This window comes from Pseudarthrobacter sp. GQ63, from assembly GCF_059758765.1.
The window spans coordinates 359,236-373,759 of the sequence record NZ_JCAXEF010000001.1 but is presented as its reverse complement, the minus strand read 5'-3'; the positions used below and the strand labels follow the sequence as shown (position 1 = coordinate 373,759).

The 14,524-nt window shown below is 58.8% G+C and carries 15 protein-coding genes; 12 read left to right on the top strand and 3 right to left on the bottom strand.

Features of this window, described 5'->3' with window-relative positions; genetic code table 11:
* The first annotated feature begins 38 nt into the window (after positions 1-38).
* Positions 39-1,148, top strand: coding sequence for a hypothetical protein (locus AC6CHP_RS01895; RefSeq protein WP_498228012.1), 1,110 nt, complete (start codon positions 39-41; stop codon positions 1,146-1,148).
* Here AC6CHP_RS01895 and glmM read toward each other — a convergent pair.
* The gene (glmM, locus tag AC6CHP_RS01890) at positions 1,138-2,499 is read right to left on the bottom strand and encodes a phosphoglucosamine mutase (protein ID WP_498228010.1); all 1,362 of its coding nucleotides are present in this window, start codon (positions 2,497-2,499) and stop codon (positions 1,138-1,140) included. The genes AC6CHP_RS01895 and glmM overlap by 11 nt on opposite strands.
* A gap of 184 nt (positions 2,500-2,683) precedes the next feature.
* Here glmM and AC6CHP_RS01885 point away from each other — a divergent pair, with 184 nt between their 5' ends.
* Together AC6CHP_RS01885 and AC6CHP_RS01880 are read left to right on the top strand one after the other, a co-directional pair.
* The gene (locus AC6CHP_RS01885; protein WP_498228008.1) at positions 2,684-3,922 is read left to right on the top strand and encodes a bifunctional glycosyltransferase family 2/GtrA family protein; all 1,239 of its coding nucleotides are present in this window, start codon (positions 2,684-2,686) and stop codon (positions 3,920-3,922) included.
* A 178-nt stretch (positions 3,923-4,100) separates the two neighbouring features.
* On the top strand, positions 4,101-5,918 hold the full coding sequence (locus tag AC6CHP_RS01880) for an ArnT family glycosyltransferase (protein ID WP_498228006.1): 1,818 nt from the start codon (positions 4,101-4,103) through the stop codon (positions 5,916-5,918).
* A gap of 63 nt (positions 5,919-5,981) precedes the next feature.
* On the opposite strand, the gene rpsI is transcribed toward AC6CHP_RS01880, so the two are convergent.
* On the bottom strand, positions 5,982-6,488 hold the full coding sequence (rpsI, locus tag AC6CHP_RS01875; protein WP_364318834.1) for a 30S ribosomal protein S9: 507 nt from the start codon (positions 6,486-6,488) through the stop codon (positions 5,982-5,984).
* Positions 6,489-6,526: 38 nt separating this feature from the next.
* The gene (gene rplM, locus AC6CHP_RS01870) at positions 6,527-6,970 is read right to left on the bottom strand and encodes a 50S ribosomal protein L13 (RefSeq protein WP_015937805.1); all 444 of its coding nucleotides are present in this window, start codon (positions 6,968-6,970) and stop codon (positions 6,527-6,529) included.
* A 295-nt stretch (positions 6,971-7,265) separates the two neighbouring features.
* On the opposite strand from rplM, the gene AC6CHP_RS01865 reads away from it, so the two are divergent.
* The 9 genes from AC6CHP_RS01865 (at position 7,266) to AC6CHP_RS01825 (ending at position 14,517) form a co-directional block, all read left to right on the top strand.
* Positions 7,266-7,931 (top strand): prepilin peptidase, encoded by a 666-nt coding sequence (locus tag AC6CHP_RS01865; protein WP_498228003.1) that lies wholly within the window; start codon positions 7,266-7,268, stop codon positions 7,929-7,931.
* Between the two features lie 274 nt (positions 7,932-8,205).
* On the top strand, positions 8,206-8,406 hold the full coding sequence (locus AC6CHP_RS01860) for a Flp family type IVb pilin (protein WP_498228002.1): 201 nt from the start codon (positions 8,206-8,208) through the stop codon (positions 8,404-8,406).
* Positions 8,407-8,436: 30 nt separating this feature from the next.
* Positions 8,437-8,637, top strand: a complete 201-nt coding sequence (locus AC6CHP_RS01855; RefSeq protein ID WP_498228000.1) for a Flp family type IVb pilin — start codon at positions 8,437-8,439, stop codon at positions 8,635-8,637.
* Between the two features lie 80 nt (positions 8,638-8,717).
* Entirely contained in the window at positions 8,718-9,116 is a 399-nt protein-coding gene (locus AC6CHP_RS01850) for a TadE/TadG family type IV pilus assembly protein (protein ID WP_498227998.1), read from the top strand.
* Positions 9,104-10,108, top strand: a complete 1,005-nt coding sequence (locus AC6CHP_RS01845) for a pilus assembly protein TadG-related protein (RefSeq protein ID WP_498227996.1) — start codon at positions 9,104-9,106, stop codon at positions 10,106-10,108. The genes AC6CHP_RS01850 and AC6CHP_RS01845 overlap by 13 nt, the downstream gene beginning before the upstream one ends.
* Positions 10,109-10,128: 20 nt before the next feature.
* The gene (gene cpaB / locus AC6CHP_RS01840) at positions 10,129-10,914 is read left to right on the top strand and encodes a Flp pilus assembly protein CpaB (protein WP_498227994.1); all 786 of its coding nucleotides are present in this window, start codon (positions 10,129-10,131) and stop codon (positions 10,912-10,914) included.
* Positions 10,911-12,110, top strand: a complete 1,200-nt coding sequence (locus tag AC6CHP_RS01835) for a CpaE/TadZ family protein (protein ID WP_400583445.1) — start codon at positions 10,911-10,913, stop codon at positions 12,108-12,110. Before cpaB ends, AC6CHP_RS01835 begins: the two co-directional genes overlap by 4 nt.
* Positions 12,107-13,564 (top strand): TadA family conjugal transfer-associated ATPase, encoded by a 1,458-nt coding sequence (locus AC6CHP_RS01830; protein WP_498227991.1) that lies wholly within the window; start codon positions 12,107-12,109, stop codon positions 13,562-13,564. The genes AC6CHP_RS01835 and AC6CHP_RS01830 overlap by 4 nt, the downstream gene beginning before the upstream one ends.
* On the top strand, positions 13,564-14,517 hold the full coding sequence (locus tag AC6CHP_RS01825; RefSeq protein ID WP_498227989.1) for a type II secretion system F family protein: 954 nt from the start codon (positions 13,564-13,566) through the stop codon (positions 14,515-14,517). The genes AC6CHP_RS01830 and AC6CHP_RS01825 overlap by 1 nt, the downstream gene beginning before the upstream one ends.
* The last annotated feature ends 7 nt before the right edge of the window (positions 14,518-14,524 follow it).

Sequence of the window (14,524 nt, the reverse complement as noted above, 5' to 3'; positions counted from 1 at the left end):
CACGCCAAAGAAAATGGGATCTGCCTATACCTGTTCTTTTGAGCGGTTTCGTCATCGCAGCAACAGCGCGGTTGGCGTTCTTGCCATACGTCAGCGAGGACTCGACGTATTTCCTAATCCCGTGGATGCAAGAGTTTCGCGATCACGGCGCAGCTGCTCTGAGCGGAGAGTTCTCCAACTACAACTTTCCTTATTTGCTCTTGATGTTCCTTGCCGGCCTTTTGCCGGTTGAGCCACTGATCGCGATCAAGGTTGCCTCCCTCCTAGGGGACGCCTTGCTTGCAGTCTCTGTTTACGCACTTGCAGCGAACTATCGAACTATCGGAGTTTCGCCCAAGCTGGCAGCACTGATTGCACTCTTCTTACCCACTGTCCTGGTCAACGCAAGCATGTGGGGACAGTGCGACGCCATCTACACGGCATTCCTGGTGCTCTCGCTGAGGAGCCTTCTCAGAAACGACGGACGCAGTGCGTGGCTTCTCTGGGGCATTGCTTTTGCGTTCAAGCTTCAGTCTGTTTTCTTTCTGCCAGCCTTGCTACTCATCTCCCTGCGCAACAGATATAGCCTGAGGTTTCCCCTTATGGCCTTTGGAGTCTGGGCTATGCTGAGCCTGCCACCTGCCTTTTTTGGCCGGTCCCTGGCGAGCACGTTCAGCGTCTACATCAATCAGACCCAGGAATACCGACTGGTTGCGGGAGCAGCAAACGTTTACGCCTGGTTCCCTACGGCAACTGCCGAACAGGGGAGGTTTCCTGCCCTGGTAGTCTGCGGAACTGCTCTTCTGATGACCGCGGTTGCCTATTGGCGCGGGCCGGATACCACTGAACGACGCGTCCTTTTGACAATTACAGTTCTCGCCGTTTGTCCGCTTCTACTGCCTCAAATGCACGACAGATACTTCTTTGCAGCGGAGGTAATGGCACTTCTTCTTCTACGGCATAAGGACCTGTTCCTGACGCCGTGGTTCTTCGCCACGACGGGAGGCTTAGTGTACGTCCTCTACTTCTTAAGTAACCAGTACGCACTACCTCTCATGCTGGGGTCAGTCGTTCAATGCCTTACAGTCGGCCTCCTCTTTCGGGCTTTATGGCGAAGACATAGCGGGCGCCAAGAACTGCGTCAGCCGACTATCGGTATCAGTCCGTAACCAGTTCCAGGGCAAGTTCGGCGCGGACCACCTGGGCCAGGTGCTCAGCGATGGAGTGGGCGGTTTCTTCGTCCGCGGCCTCCACCATTACGCGCACCACGGGTTCCGTGCCGGAGGGGCGGAGCAGCACCCGGCCGGTATCGCCGAGCGCGGCTTCCGCTGCCGCCACGGCCTGCGCAAGGACCTCGTTACTGCCCACCCTGGTGCGGTCCACGCCCTTGACGTTGATGAGGACCTGGGGAAGTTTGGTCATCACCGTGGCGAGCTCCTTGAGCGGCTTTCCGGACAGGGCGATCTGGGCAGCGAGCTGCAGTCCTGTGAGGACGCCGTCGCCCGTGGTGGCGTAGTCGGCGAAGATCACGTGTCCCGACTGTTCGCCGCCAAGGTTGAAGCCGCCGTCGCGCATCTCTTCCAGGACGTAGCGGTCCCCTACTGCCGTCTCGCGGATGCTGATGCCGGCCTGGCGGAGGGCGATCTTGAGGCCGAGGTTGCTCATGACGGTGGCTACCAGGACGTCGTCCTTGAGCTTTCCGGACTCTTTCAGGGCAACGGCGAGGATGGCCATGATCTGGTCGCCGTCCACCACGTTGCCCTCGTGGTCCACGGCGAGGCAGCGGTCGGCGTCGCCGTCGTGGGCGATTCCCAGGTTGGCGCCGTACTTCAGCACAGCGTCCTTGAGCGGACCAAGGTGGGTGGAGCCGACGCCGTCGTTGATGTTGTGACCGTCCGGTTCCGCGCCAATGACGATCACCTCCGCGCCCGCGTCCTTGAACACCTGGGGCGAGCAGCCGCTGGCCGCACCGTGGGCGCAGTCCAGAACCACTTTGATGCCCTCCAGGTTGTGCGGGAGGGTGCCCAGGAGGTGGACGATGTAGCGGTCCTCGGCGTCGGAGAAGCGCTGGATGCGGCCGACGTCGGCGCCGATGGGGCGCACAGCTTCCTTGGTCATCTGGGCTTCAATGGCGTCCTCGACGTCGTCCGGGAGTTTCTGGCCCCCGCGGGCGAAGAACTTGATGCCGTTGTCCGGCGCAGGGTTGTGGGAGGCGGAGATCATCACGCCGAAATCCGCGTCGAGGTCAGCGACTAGGTAGGCTGCTGCCGGGGTGGGGAGGACGCCGGCGTCGTAGACGTCCACGCCTGAGCTGGAGAGCCCGGCCTCCACCGCGGCGGCGATAAACTCGCCGCTGGCGCGCGGGTCGCGGGCCACCACAGCGCGCGGCCGCGTTCCGTTGGCGTTGCGGTCGTGGCCGAGCACGACGGCGGCCGCCTGGGCCAGCTGCATCGCCAGCTCCGCTGTCAACAGACCGTTCGCCAGGCCCCGGACACCATCAGTTCCAAATAATCTAGACACCGGTCAAGTCTAGAGGATGGGGTGCGTGGCACCTGCGTAGCCTGCATGTCGCCGCTGCTTCTACTTGTTGAGTACCTGCGTTCCAGCGGGGGCGATTACTGGGACTACTTGGTTCTTTTCGTTCTTACCTGTCTTTCTCCAAAAGCCTCGCCACGGCTGTTTCGGCGCCCCTACGATCCAATGCATGACACCTAGCTATGGGGGCTTGGCGCTCGAAATTGTTGTACCGGTCTTCAACGAGGAAGCGGTACTCGAAAACAGCATCACAAGGCTCGCCGCATACTTGACGCACGAAATGCCGTCGACGTGGAAAATAACCATCGCCGATAATGCAAGCACCGACCGGACTCCGGTGATTGCCGCTCGACTCAGCGAGCACATGCCGAACGTTGAATACCGCCGCCTTGAGGTCAATGGACGGGGATACGCCCTGAGAGATGCCTGGGGCGCTTCCGACGCGAAAGTCCTTGCCTATCTGGACGTGGACCTTTCCACCGACCTGGCTGCGCTGCTGCCTTTGGTCGCTCCGTTGTTGTCCGGCCATTCCGACATCTCCATTGGCACCCGTCTGGGCCAAAGTTCACGTGTTAGCAGGGGACCCAAACGCGAATTTATCTCAAGGTCCTACAACTTCCTGCTTCGGAGGACGATGCAGGTGCGTTTTTCTGATGCCCAGTGCGGTTTTAAAGCGATTCGCGCTGACGTTGCGAAGCGCCTCCTCCCCCATGTGGAGGACAACGGATGGTTCTTCGATACGGAGCTCCTGATCATTGCCGAGCGCTCCGGACTGCGTATTCACGAGATTCCCGTCGACTGGGTGGATGACCCGGACAGCCGTGTTGACATTAGGCAGACTGCTCTCGACGATTTGCGCGGTATGGTCCGGGTGGCGGGGTCCTTGGTGAAAGGGGTAATTCCGGTAGCGGCGATATATGCAGAGCTGGGGCGCCGACCCATCGTGCCATCGGGCCGGCCCAGCTTCTTTGGCCAGGTTCTCCGTTTCGGACTGGTCGGGGCTGTCTCCACGTTGGCTTTCGCCTTGCTTTACCTCGTTCTCCAAGGATCCTTCGGGGCCCAGGAGGCCAACTTCCTGGCCCTCCTTCTTACGGCTGTCGGCAATACTGCCGCTAACCGCAGGTTCACCTTCGGGATTAGTGGCCCTGCGAAATTGTTCACACAACAGTTTCAGGGCTTGATTGTTTTTCTACTGGCTTGGACCATAACGTCCTCGTCGTTGCTAATCCTTCACGCAGCAAGCCCTGACGCGGCGCCAAATCTGGAACTCCTGACACTGACACTGGCTAATGTCTTTGCCACGCTAATGCGGTTTGTCCTCCTCAGGCTCTGGGTATTCCGGGTGAGGCGCAGTGGTAAGCGGGCTCCCGTCCTCTCCGCGCTAGTTCCGAGAGAACGCGTCCTGTGAGCCGTTTTGCTGACGTACAAGAAGTGTCAGGAGTACCGTCACAGGTGGTTGATCGATGATACCCACTTCGCCGTTCGCTGAGGCCGTCTCAGGTGTTCCTAGCCGAAAGGATCGGTTTAGGACTCGCGCCCCTTACCTTCTGGGGAAACTATGGCGTGGGCGTCCTCAAGATCCGCGCTTGGAACGTCCCGCACTACTGGCAATATTGGCCGCAAATGCAACACTTTACAGCTGGAATCTAGGCATCAACGGCTGGGCCAACTATTTCTATAGCGCGGCCGTTCAGTCCGGCACCATGGATGGGAAGGCGTTCTTCTTCGGTTCATCAGACTGGGGCAACTCAATCACCGTCGACAAGCCTCCGCTGAGCCTGTGGCTCATGGGCCTGTCAGTCAGGATATTCGGATTCAGTCCGGTAGCTATGTTGCTGCCCCAAGTGATCATGGGTGTAGGAACGACTCTATTAATCTACTTAGTCTTACGGCGCTGTGTCTCAGGGGTGTCAGCGCTGTTCGGGGCCACCGTCTTTTTCACGACACCGATCGTTACGCTGATGTCTCGATATAACAACCCGGACCCTCTGATGTTGCTGCTGATGGTGGCGGCCGTTTGGTTCGTGCTTCGGAGCATTGAAACTGGACGGGGCCACTTATTCGCAGCTGCTGGCGCCCTTTTGGGTTTGGCTTTCATGACGAAACAGTTGCAGGGAATGCTCAGCGTGCCAGCTCTCGGCTTGGCATTTATCGTGTTCAGCCCGCAGCCTTGGCCGCGACGGTTGGGAACTACCGTCGCGGGTATCAGCGCTCTAGTGATTTCCGGCGGACTTTGGATGATGATTGTGGACTTGATTCCCAGCCATCTAAGGCCCTATATCGGTGGGTCGCCGTCCAACAGCGTCCTAGAATTGACATTCGCATACAACGGTGTTGACCGCATTATTAGCAAAAGCGAAGCGCCCACGGCTATGCAGGTCCCGGTCCAATTTCGACAGGTTGACAGCGACGCTGGACTCCTGAGACTGCTAAACGCCAACTACAGTCAGGAGGCCTCCTGGCTACTCATCAGTGCGCTGTTCGCTGTCGGATTGATCGCAATTCTCTGGAGAAAGATTCCCCGAGCCGGGGCCGTCCGCCCTCTCGCCCTGCTCTCAGGAGTCTGGCTTCTCACAACTTTTCTCCTGCTGAGTTACATGGGAGACCAAATTCACACGTATTACACAGCCACATTGGGGCCGCCACTAGCATTGGTGTTGGGCATTACCCTCGACATGCTGATTTCAGGCCGAAATTCGTTACTTATGCGAATGGGTGGAGCTGTTATCGCCCTAATTTCCCTATTAACAGCCTGGCTTGTACTAGGGAGCGCAGAATGGCCAAGCTATTTGCCGGAAATTGTGCTCGGTGTGGGAATCGGTGCAATAGCCGCGCTGGTTATCAAGCCGCCCGCGATCAAGGTGGAGTTCGGAGCAGCAGGGCTTTTAGCGATCGCGCTGCTAACCGGCCCCGTTGTTACTTCAGTTGCAAACGTGACTGTAGGGTTCAATGGGTCCAATCCGGTCTCGGGTGTTCTCTCCAAGAATCCCGCAAGCATCAGTCATCTTATGGAATCCATGCGCAAAGGCGAGCTAGCCTGGGCCCACGACATTGCTTTCGGCCGCGTCCCAGACGCCCAGGTCGTAGAGGCGCTAGTAGGGACCAGCGGTTGCACATGGGCAGCAGCCACTTACGCTAGTCAAACCGCAGCGAGACTCCAGCTCGAATCTGGTCGCGCCGTCATGCCTTTGGGTGGATTTTCCGGAAGTGACCCCTCCCCCACCTTGGAACGCTTTAAGGCCCAGGTAGATGCCGGGGAGATCTGTTACTTTATTCAACAGGAAGCCTTCGTCGAGGTACAGTCCTCCGACACTGAGTCGACTGCGATCTCACGCTGGGTTAAGGAGAATTTCTCTTCAGAGGTGCTCGACAACACGACTGTGTATCGGTTGACGACTGGCTAGCTTCAGCCGAATGACAGAAGCCCGCCCCACCGATTGGCGGGACGGGCTTCTGGGTAAGCGGATTTAGCGCTTGGAGTACTGCTGAGCCTTGCGGGCCTTCTTGAGGCCGGCCTTCTTGCGCTCGATGACGCGGGCGTCGCGAGACAGGTAGCCGGCCTTCTTCAGGGTGGCGCGGTTGTTCTCGACGTCGATCTCGTTCAGCGAACGGGCGATGCCGAGGCGCAGTGCACCGGCCTGGCCGGAGATGCCGCCGCCATGGATGCGGGCGATGACGTCGTAGGCGCCTTCGAGATCAAGGATCTTGAAGGGCTCGTTGACGTCCTGCTGGTGCAGCTTGTTCGGGAAGTAGTTGTCCAGCGCACGGCCGTTGATGGTCCATTTGCCGGAGCCGGGCACAACGCGGACGCGTGCAACGGCTTCCTTGCGGCGGCCAACAGCTGCGCCGGCAACGGTCAGGGCCGGGCGCTCCTTCTTCGGCGCAGCGGCGTCAGCAGCTGCGCTTTCAGAGGTGTAGCTGGTCAGGGTTTCCTCAGCCTCAACGGCTTCGGTGGTCTCTTCGTTCTGAGCCACGGTTCTCCTTGTATAGATAAGTTGTTTGGTGGCCAGGACTACTGGGCGACCTGGGTGATTTCGAAAGTCTTGGGCTGCTGGGCGGCGTGCGGGTGCTCAGCACCGCGGTAGACCTTCAGCTTGCCCAGCTGCTGTGCAGCGAGGGAGTTCTTGGGGAGCATGCCCTTGATGGCCTTCTCAACGGCGCGGACCGGGTTGGATTCCAGGAGTTCCGCGTAGTTGACGGAGGTCAGGCCGCCCGGGTAGCCGGAGTGGCGGTATGCGCGCTTCTGCTCCAGCTTGGCGCCGGTGAGGGCAACCTTTTCAGCGTTGATGATGATGACGAAGTCGCCCATGTCCATGTGGGACGCAAAGGTGGCCTTGTGCTTGCCGCGCAGCAGGATTGCGGTCTGGCTCGCGAGACGACCAAGGACAACGTCTGTGGCGTCAATGACGTGCCACTGGCGGTTGATATCGCCGGGCTTCGGGGTGTACGTACGCACGGTGTTTGCCTCGTTCTTGTTCTGGCGTTCTTGTTTAGGTGTCACTAGCTCGTGCACCTACTATCTGCGCGCTACCGGAACAGAGGTGAGGGCTCTATGTAACCAGTCATCCTGTGGTTCCGAATGTGCACGTTGAGTAGTTATCCTGCAACCGGATACTCAAGCGGGCACGCACCATCGGAATAGGACACGCACAACGACTCCCAAGATTAGCGCGTTAAGGGCTTCAGGGTCAAAATGGGGGTAGCCGGAGGTTGCCCAAGCGCCTGCTGGCCTGACGGACGCAGGGGGTCGCGTGTTTGCATCTGGTCTTGACGGTTCCGCCGGGTGGCTGCTGGTCGTCTCAGCCACGCTCTTAGGACTGGCGCTGTCCCCTTTCGTTGAGATCCTCATTTCCAAGCGGCTTCCCCGGCTGGGGGGCCTCCCCGTGCTCCCCGTCACGATTACGACGGCGGTACTTACCGGCCTTCTGTGCGGCGCCTTAACTTGGCGGCTCGGAATGGAATTAGCGCTGCCGGCTTTCCTGTTCCTGGCAATTCTCGGCGTGCAGCTGTCCCGGATCGATATCGCGTTGCATCTACTACCCAACCCGCTCGTATCCATACTGTTTTCTGGCGGTTTCTTTCTCTTGCTGATGCCAGGGCTGCTGAATACGCAGTTCGGCGACCTGCTTCGCGCGGCACTCGGAGCCCTGATTTTGCTTGCCGGTTACCTCATCCTGGGGCTTGTTTCCCCCGGCGCCATCGGAATGGGCGACGTAAAGCTCGCCGCTCCCGTCGGCCTGTATCTCGGGTACTTAGGGTGGAGCCAACTCCTGTACGGAGGCCTTCTTTGCTTCCTCCTCAACGGAGTGGTCACGTTGTTCTACTTGGGCAGAATAGGCCGAAAACAAGCCACAGAAGTGCCTCATGGGCCTTCAATGATCGCCGCCACAGCGGCGATGGCACTATTTTCCTCTTAGCCCACCCGGCAACATCCGGCAGACGCCGCCGTCGTTCATGAAAGGCGAACCAAGTAGTCTGCCGCGTACTCGACTCGGCGCCTGAGTACTACCCGATCATTTCGAGTACGTAGTTTTGGCGGATACGAAAAAAATCGAGTACTACTACGCATTGTTGCCTCTACGCAGCACTGACAATCTTTTCTTAGCGAAGTCCAGCCGCTGAGGAGTTATGGGGGCAGCTGGAAATTCGTTGAAATCAAAAATCCATTTCACCGAATTAAAGGAAATTAAAATGACTTCTCTCATGGTCTCGATGATGGCATTTGTCGCCGGCGTCAAGGATCGGTTTGAATCCGAAAAGGGCGCGACCGCAACGGAGTACTCGCTGTTGGTAGGGCTGATCGCCTTGGTAATTGTTGCAGGCGTCACTCTTTTTGGTGGCAACCTCAACACTTTCTTCAACGGCCTCGCAGGCAAAGTCGGCGCCTGGTAAAGCGAGACGCAGTAAAGGAAGGCCGGAAGAATGCTTGATTTCAAGGCAACGCTTCGACAATTGGTCACGACCGTTCGGGCGATCTTCACTAACGAGAAGGGCGCAACAGCGACAGAATACTCGCTACTCGTGGGGCTTATAGCCCTGGTCATTGTTGCCGGCGTGACGCTCTTCGGCGGAAACCTGAATACCTTCTTCAACAATCTCGCCGGGACTGTCGGCGGCTGGTAGCTCAGGATCAACGGTGTGCCGCGCCAACCGCGCGGCACACCGCACCTATTTCTCACGCTGCAACCGTCCAGGGGGACACGTTGAAACGCAGTAAAAAAAACGCGCAACACAGGGAGCGCGGCGCAGTTGCCGTCGAGTTCGCTCTTGTCGCCCCAATCCTCGTTGCGATCATCATCGCGATTGTCGAGTTCTCGAACGCTTACAACGTTCAGGTTTCAGTAACTCAGGCCTCGCGGGAGGCAGCCAGAACTATGGCCATTACTAAGGACGCGACGAAGGCAACTGCTGCCGGCAAAGCGGGGGCACCCTCAATCAATTCAGCACTACTGACTTTTGACTATTCGGCGGCGACGTGTCCCGCAACTACACCGGCATCAACTGCCCTGGTGACAGTCACATATAACGGATCGTCGCTCACCGGCTTCTTCGGACCCGGTCTTTCACTCACGGGCAAAGGAGCCATGCAATGTGGCGGCTAGTCAGAAGAGCACGAGCTACGGATTCGGATGAACGTGGAGCCGCAGGCGTAACCGTCGCAGTCATGATGCTGGTCCTCATCGGAGCCGGCGCCATGGCAGTGGACGTAGGGCAGATATATGCCGAACGGGCTCAACTTCAAAACGGTGCCGATGCAGGAGCGATGGCCGTCGCCCTTAGCTGCAAGAACGGCCCATGCAATACCGTGCTGGCAGACGGACTTGCCAATACCAACTCCAACGACGCCGCCAGCAAAGCCGTTGTTGACCTCACCGTTCCCGGACAAGTCACGGTGACAACGTCAACAATCAACGGTTCGTCCAGTTTTCTCACAAATCTCTTTGCCAACGCCTTGAATGCTGGTCCGGTGACGGTCGGAGCGCAAGCCACAGCTGGCAGCATGCCCCCGGGCGGCGGATCAGGATTCCCTCTGGCACTTTCGGAAAACTGCTACAACCTAACGACCGCCAGCCCGACGGCCACGGTTCAGCGAATCTCTTACAAACCAGGCGGCACCTGCACCGGGCCCTCCGGGACAGAAATTCCAGGCGGCTGGGGATGGTTAGACGAATCCTCGCCATGCAATGCCACGACCACTGTTGGAACCAGCGGAATGGCTTCAGACCCTGGTAACAATCCGCCCAGTGGCTGTTCCACAATCCTCACGAACTGGAAGAACACCATTCTCGCCGGAGGGGAGGTCGAGGTGCAGTTCCCTGTCTTCGACACATCATCCGGCACCGGCAACACAGGAAGCTTCAACATCATCGGCTACGCCACGTTCAAGATCTGGGGCTGGAAGTTCGGCAACAACCACGAATACGAGTTCCGCAACAGTGCCAGCGATCCCGGAATGACCAGTTCCCTCGCATGTGATGCAGGGCAAGACCGCTGCATCATCGGTCAGTTCATCAAATACAACATCATCGGCTCCGGTAGCAGCGTTCCCGGCGGAACGGACCTGGGCACGTCGGAAATTCGACTTATCAAGTAGTTCCACCAAAGGGGAAAGTAATGAAAGCACGCCTACTGGGAGGCATTGCCGCATTGGTTGTCGCAATCATAGGCACCGTCCTTCTCTTCAACTACGTGCAGGGCGCGGATCGCAGGGCCCTAGCAAACACGGAAACGGAAGACGTCCTTGTGGTCAAGCAGGAGGTTGCCGCGGGGACGCCGGCCAGCCAACTGAGTCAATATGTCACCACGAAGACGGTTCCTCGAACAGCAGTGGCCGAAGGAGTCGTTGAGGACCTTGGATCGCTCGGGTCGAAGGTAACTGCCGTCGGGCTGAAGCCTGGAGAGCAACTGCTCACTAGCCGCCTGGTTGACGCGAATGCGTTTCTGGGTCCCGCAAGGGTTGAGGTTCCCGAAGGTCTCCAGGAAATCACCGTACGCCTCAGCATCGACCGGGTCGTCGGCGGCAAGATACAGGCTGGAGACACGGTGGGAGTGTTCATTTCACTCGGCGATGGCGCTTCTTCGGCCGACGGCGAGGGCGGCAGCGGAACACAGCTGACTTTCCACAAAGTCCTTGTAACTGCCGTCCAGTTCAGTTCAGGCCAGGCAGCCCAGACTCAGGGCGAGGCAACCCAAGCCAGTTCGCAGGGTGCCCTCAATGCCGAGAGTAAGGACAAGCAGACTTCAAGCGACTCCTACCTGATCACATTCGCCAGGAACGCCGTTGATGCTGAAAAGCTGGTGTACGCCGCGGAATTCGGGAAGATCTACCTCTCGAAAGAGCCGGCGAGCGCCACCGAGGGCACCAGCGGAGTCGTCAACCAGACAAAGGTATTCCGATGAGCCGCTTCATTTTGATCTCACCCTCCGCAGATTATGAACGTAAAGTTCGGGCATCTGTAGCCCCCTTGAGCGGATCGCTCCAGTACTTCCAGGCGGCATACCTGCCCGAATCCCCGGAGGACATTCTTCGGCAGCAAGCCGGCGAACCGCCCGAGGTCCTGATCCTTGGCCCCGGACTGCCCCAGGATGAGGCACTGAAGTTCGCAGCAATCCTGGACCTGCAGTACCCCGAAATCAGCATTGTTTTGGCAGCGGAGGACGACGGCGAGCTGGCACTGAACGCCATGCGTTCCGGCATCCGGGATCTCCTTCCGCCCTCGGCCGACATGGACCAGGTGCGGGCTTTGGTGGAACGCGCAAGCCTTGCTGCGGCTGGTCGTCGACGTGGACTTGGTCCCAACACGGCGGAACGTCCAACTACCGAGGGAGGCCGGGTAATCGCCGTCATGTCGCCCAAGGGCGGCGTTGGCAAAACAACGATCGCCAGCAACCTTGCCATCGGTCTGGGACAAATCGCTCCCATGAGCGTCGTTGTGGTGGATCTGGATCTCCAGTTCGGTGACATCGGCAGTGGTCTCATGTTGGAGCCCGACTTCACCATTACGGACGCAGTTGTTGGCGCGGCGAGCCAAGATGCCATGGTCCTCAAGACTTACCTGACGCTTCACGCCGGCAACATCTACGTCCTCTGTGCCCCTCGCAACCCCATTGATATGGACAGGATTAGCGGCGAACACATCAGCCACCTATTGCGCCAGCTCCGCGCCGAATTCCAGTACGTAGTGGTGGATACGGCTCCCGGGCTTGGTGAACACGTCCTCGCAACCCTGGAACAAGCAACAGATGCTGTTTGGGTTTGCGGCATGGATATCCCGAGCATTCGGGGTTTGCGAACGGGGTTCCAGATTCTTTCGGAGCTTGACCTGCTCCCAGATCATCGACACGTGGTCCTCAACATGGCCGATCGCAAGACTGGCCTCACGGTTCAGGACGTAGAAGCGACAATCGGTGCTCCGGTAGATATAGTCCTTCCCCGTTCCAGGAATGTCCCCTTCTCGACTAACAAAGGCGTTCCCCTACTGCAGGACGGGAGCAGGGACCCGGCAGCGAAAGGCCTCAGGCAGCTGGTGGAGCGCTTCAAACCGAACTGGGAGGCTCCACGCAAGAAGCTGCACAGAAGGGCGGTAGTCCAGTGACTCTCTCACATCGATTCGCGAAGTTGCGCGGCGACGAAGTCGGCGAGCTGGAGATGCCGGCGTCTTCCACATCACAGCAACAGCCAGCTACACTCGGCGCCATCCAGCAGGCGCAGGCGACGCAGCAGGCTCAGGCCCCCGCTGTGATGGAGGTGACCACCGGAAACGCCAGCGAAGCCTTGTCGGGCTTGAAAGAGCGTGCCAGCCAAGCACTTTACGAACGGCTGGGATCGCGAATCACCGACTCCTCCTTGGACGAAACAGAGCTTCACCAGTTCGTCAAAGACGAACTGAAAGCCGTCGTCGATGAAGAGCAGGTCCCTCTGTCACAGGGCGAGCGCCAGCGGCTAACCCGGGAAATCATCGACGATGTCTTGGGCCATGGGCCGATGCAGCGTTATCTGGACGACCCTACAGTCACGGAAATCATGGTCAATCGGGCGGACCAGATCTATGTGGAGCGTAACGGCCACTTGTTCCTCACGGATACCAAGTTCAGTTCCGAAGAGGCGCTGCGGCGAGTGATTGAACGCATCGTGACGCGCATCGGCCGGCGGATCGATGAGTCGTCGCCGCTGGTGGACGCCCGCCTGCCAGATGGTTCACGTGTGAACGCCATCATTCCGCCCCTGGCTGTCAACGGGGCATCCCTCACCATCCGAAAGTTCGGCAGGGAGGCGCTGACGGTTCAGAAGCTCATAGGATTTGGAAGCCTGTCCCCTGAAATGGCTGAGCTGCTGCAGGCATGTGTACTTGCCCGAATGAACATCATTGTTTCGGGCGGTACGGGTACCGGCAAGACGACGATGCTAAACGTGCTCTCATCCTTCATTCCGGCCACGGACCGCATTGTCACCATTGAGGACGCGGTTGAACTGCAACTCCAGCAGGACCACGTCGTCAGGTTGGAGAGCCGGCCGGCAAACATCGAAGGCAAGGGCGAAGTTTCCATCCGTGACTTGGTGCGCAACTCTCTTCGCATGCGGCCGGACCGGATCGTTGTTGGTGAAGTCCGCGGTGGTGAGTCTTTGGACATGCTCCAGGCAATGAATACGGGCCATGACGGCTCGATCTCAACCGTCCACGCGAACTCCCCCAGGGATGCAGTGGCCCGGTTGGAGACCTTGGTCCTCATGGCGGGTATGGACCTTCCACTTCGAGCCATCCGTGAACAGATCGCATCAGCCGTAAACCTCATTGTGCATATTTCGCGGCTTCGCGACGGATCCCGTCGGGTAACGCACATCACGGAGGTCCAGGGAATGGAGGGAGACATCGTCACGCTTCAGGACGCCTTTGTCTTCGACTACTCGGCCGGCATCGACGCCAACGGGCGATTCCTGGGGAAGCCAATTCCCACGGGCGTGCGGCCACGCTTCACAGACCGTTTCGAGGAACTGGGCATTAAGATCTCTCCCGCTGTATTCGGCGCACAAGCGGTCAGGGGGCGGTGATGGAAACTCCAGAAGCCCCAATGCTGATGTTCTTAGTGGGCGTGCTGCTGATCTTCACTGCGATGACAGTTCTGTTCGTCGTCGTCCTCAAGCCTGGAAACACGATTCCCCTCTCGCGGCGTCGGCCGGATGTCGCCTCCGCTAGCTCCAGGCTGACCGTCCTAACCGATTCGGCGGTAGGGGCAATTAACAAGCAGCTGAAGGGAAAGAACGACTTCCTGGTAAGCCGGGAGAAACTCGAACGGGCAGGCCTAAAAACCCAGCCCGCCGACTTCCTGCTCATGATGGGCGCAGGCACCGTCGCGGGCAGCGTCTTCGGATTCCTCTTGGGTGGACTGTTCTTCGCGATTCTGATGATCGCCGTCGTACCCGCCGGCATGATGGCTTTCCTTTCCGTCTTGACCTCGCGCCGCAAAAGCAAGTTCGACGAGCAACTCCCCGACACACTGCAAATGCTGACGGGGAGCATGCGGGCAGGGCACAGTCTCATGCGGGCAATTGATGCTTCTGCTCGGGAGACGGATGCGCCAATGTCCGAGGAGCTGAGCCGAATCGTCAACGAAACCAGGATCGGGCGGGACCTTGGGGAGTCCATGATCGACGTCTCCGTACGCACCGGCAGTGAAGACTTTGCATGGATCTCCCAGGCCATCGAAATACACCGGGAAGTGGGCGGTGACCTTGCTGAGGTGCTTGACCACGTGGGTGAGACCATCCGAGATCGGAATCAGATCAGACGCCAGGTCAAAGCCCTCAGTGCAGAAGGAAAGATGTCGGCGGCGGTTCTCATGGGACTCCCGGTAGTGCTTTTCTTCGCTCTGATCCTGATCAACTCGCAGTACGCCAAGACGTTCACCAGCACTGTCCCAGGATTCCTCATGCTTGGGGCCGCAGCTGTGATGCTCACAGCCGGCGGCTTCTGGCTCAGCCGCCTGATCAAACCGAAGTACTAGGAGGGTC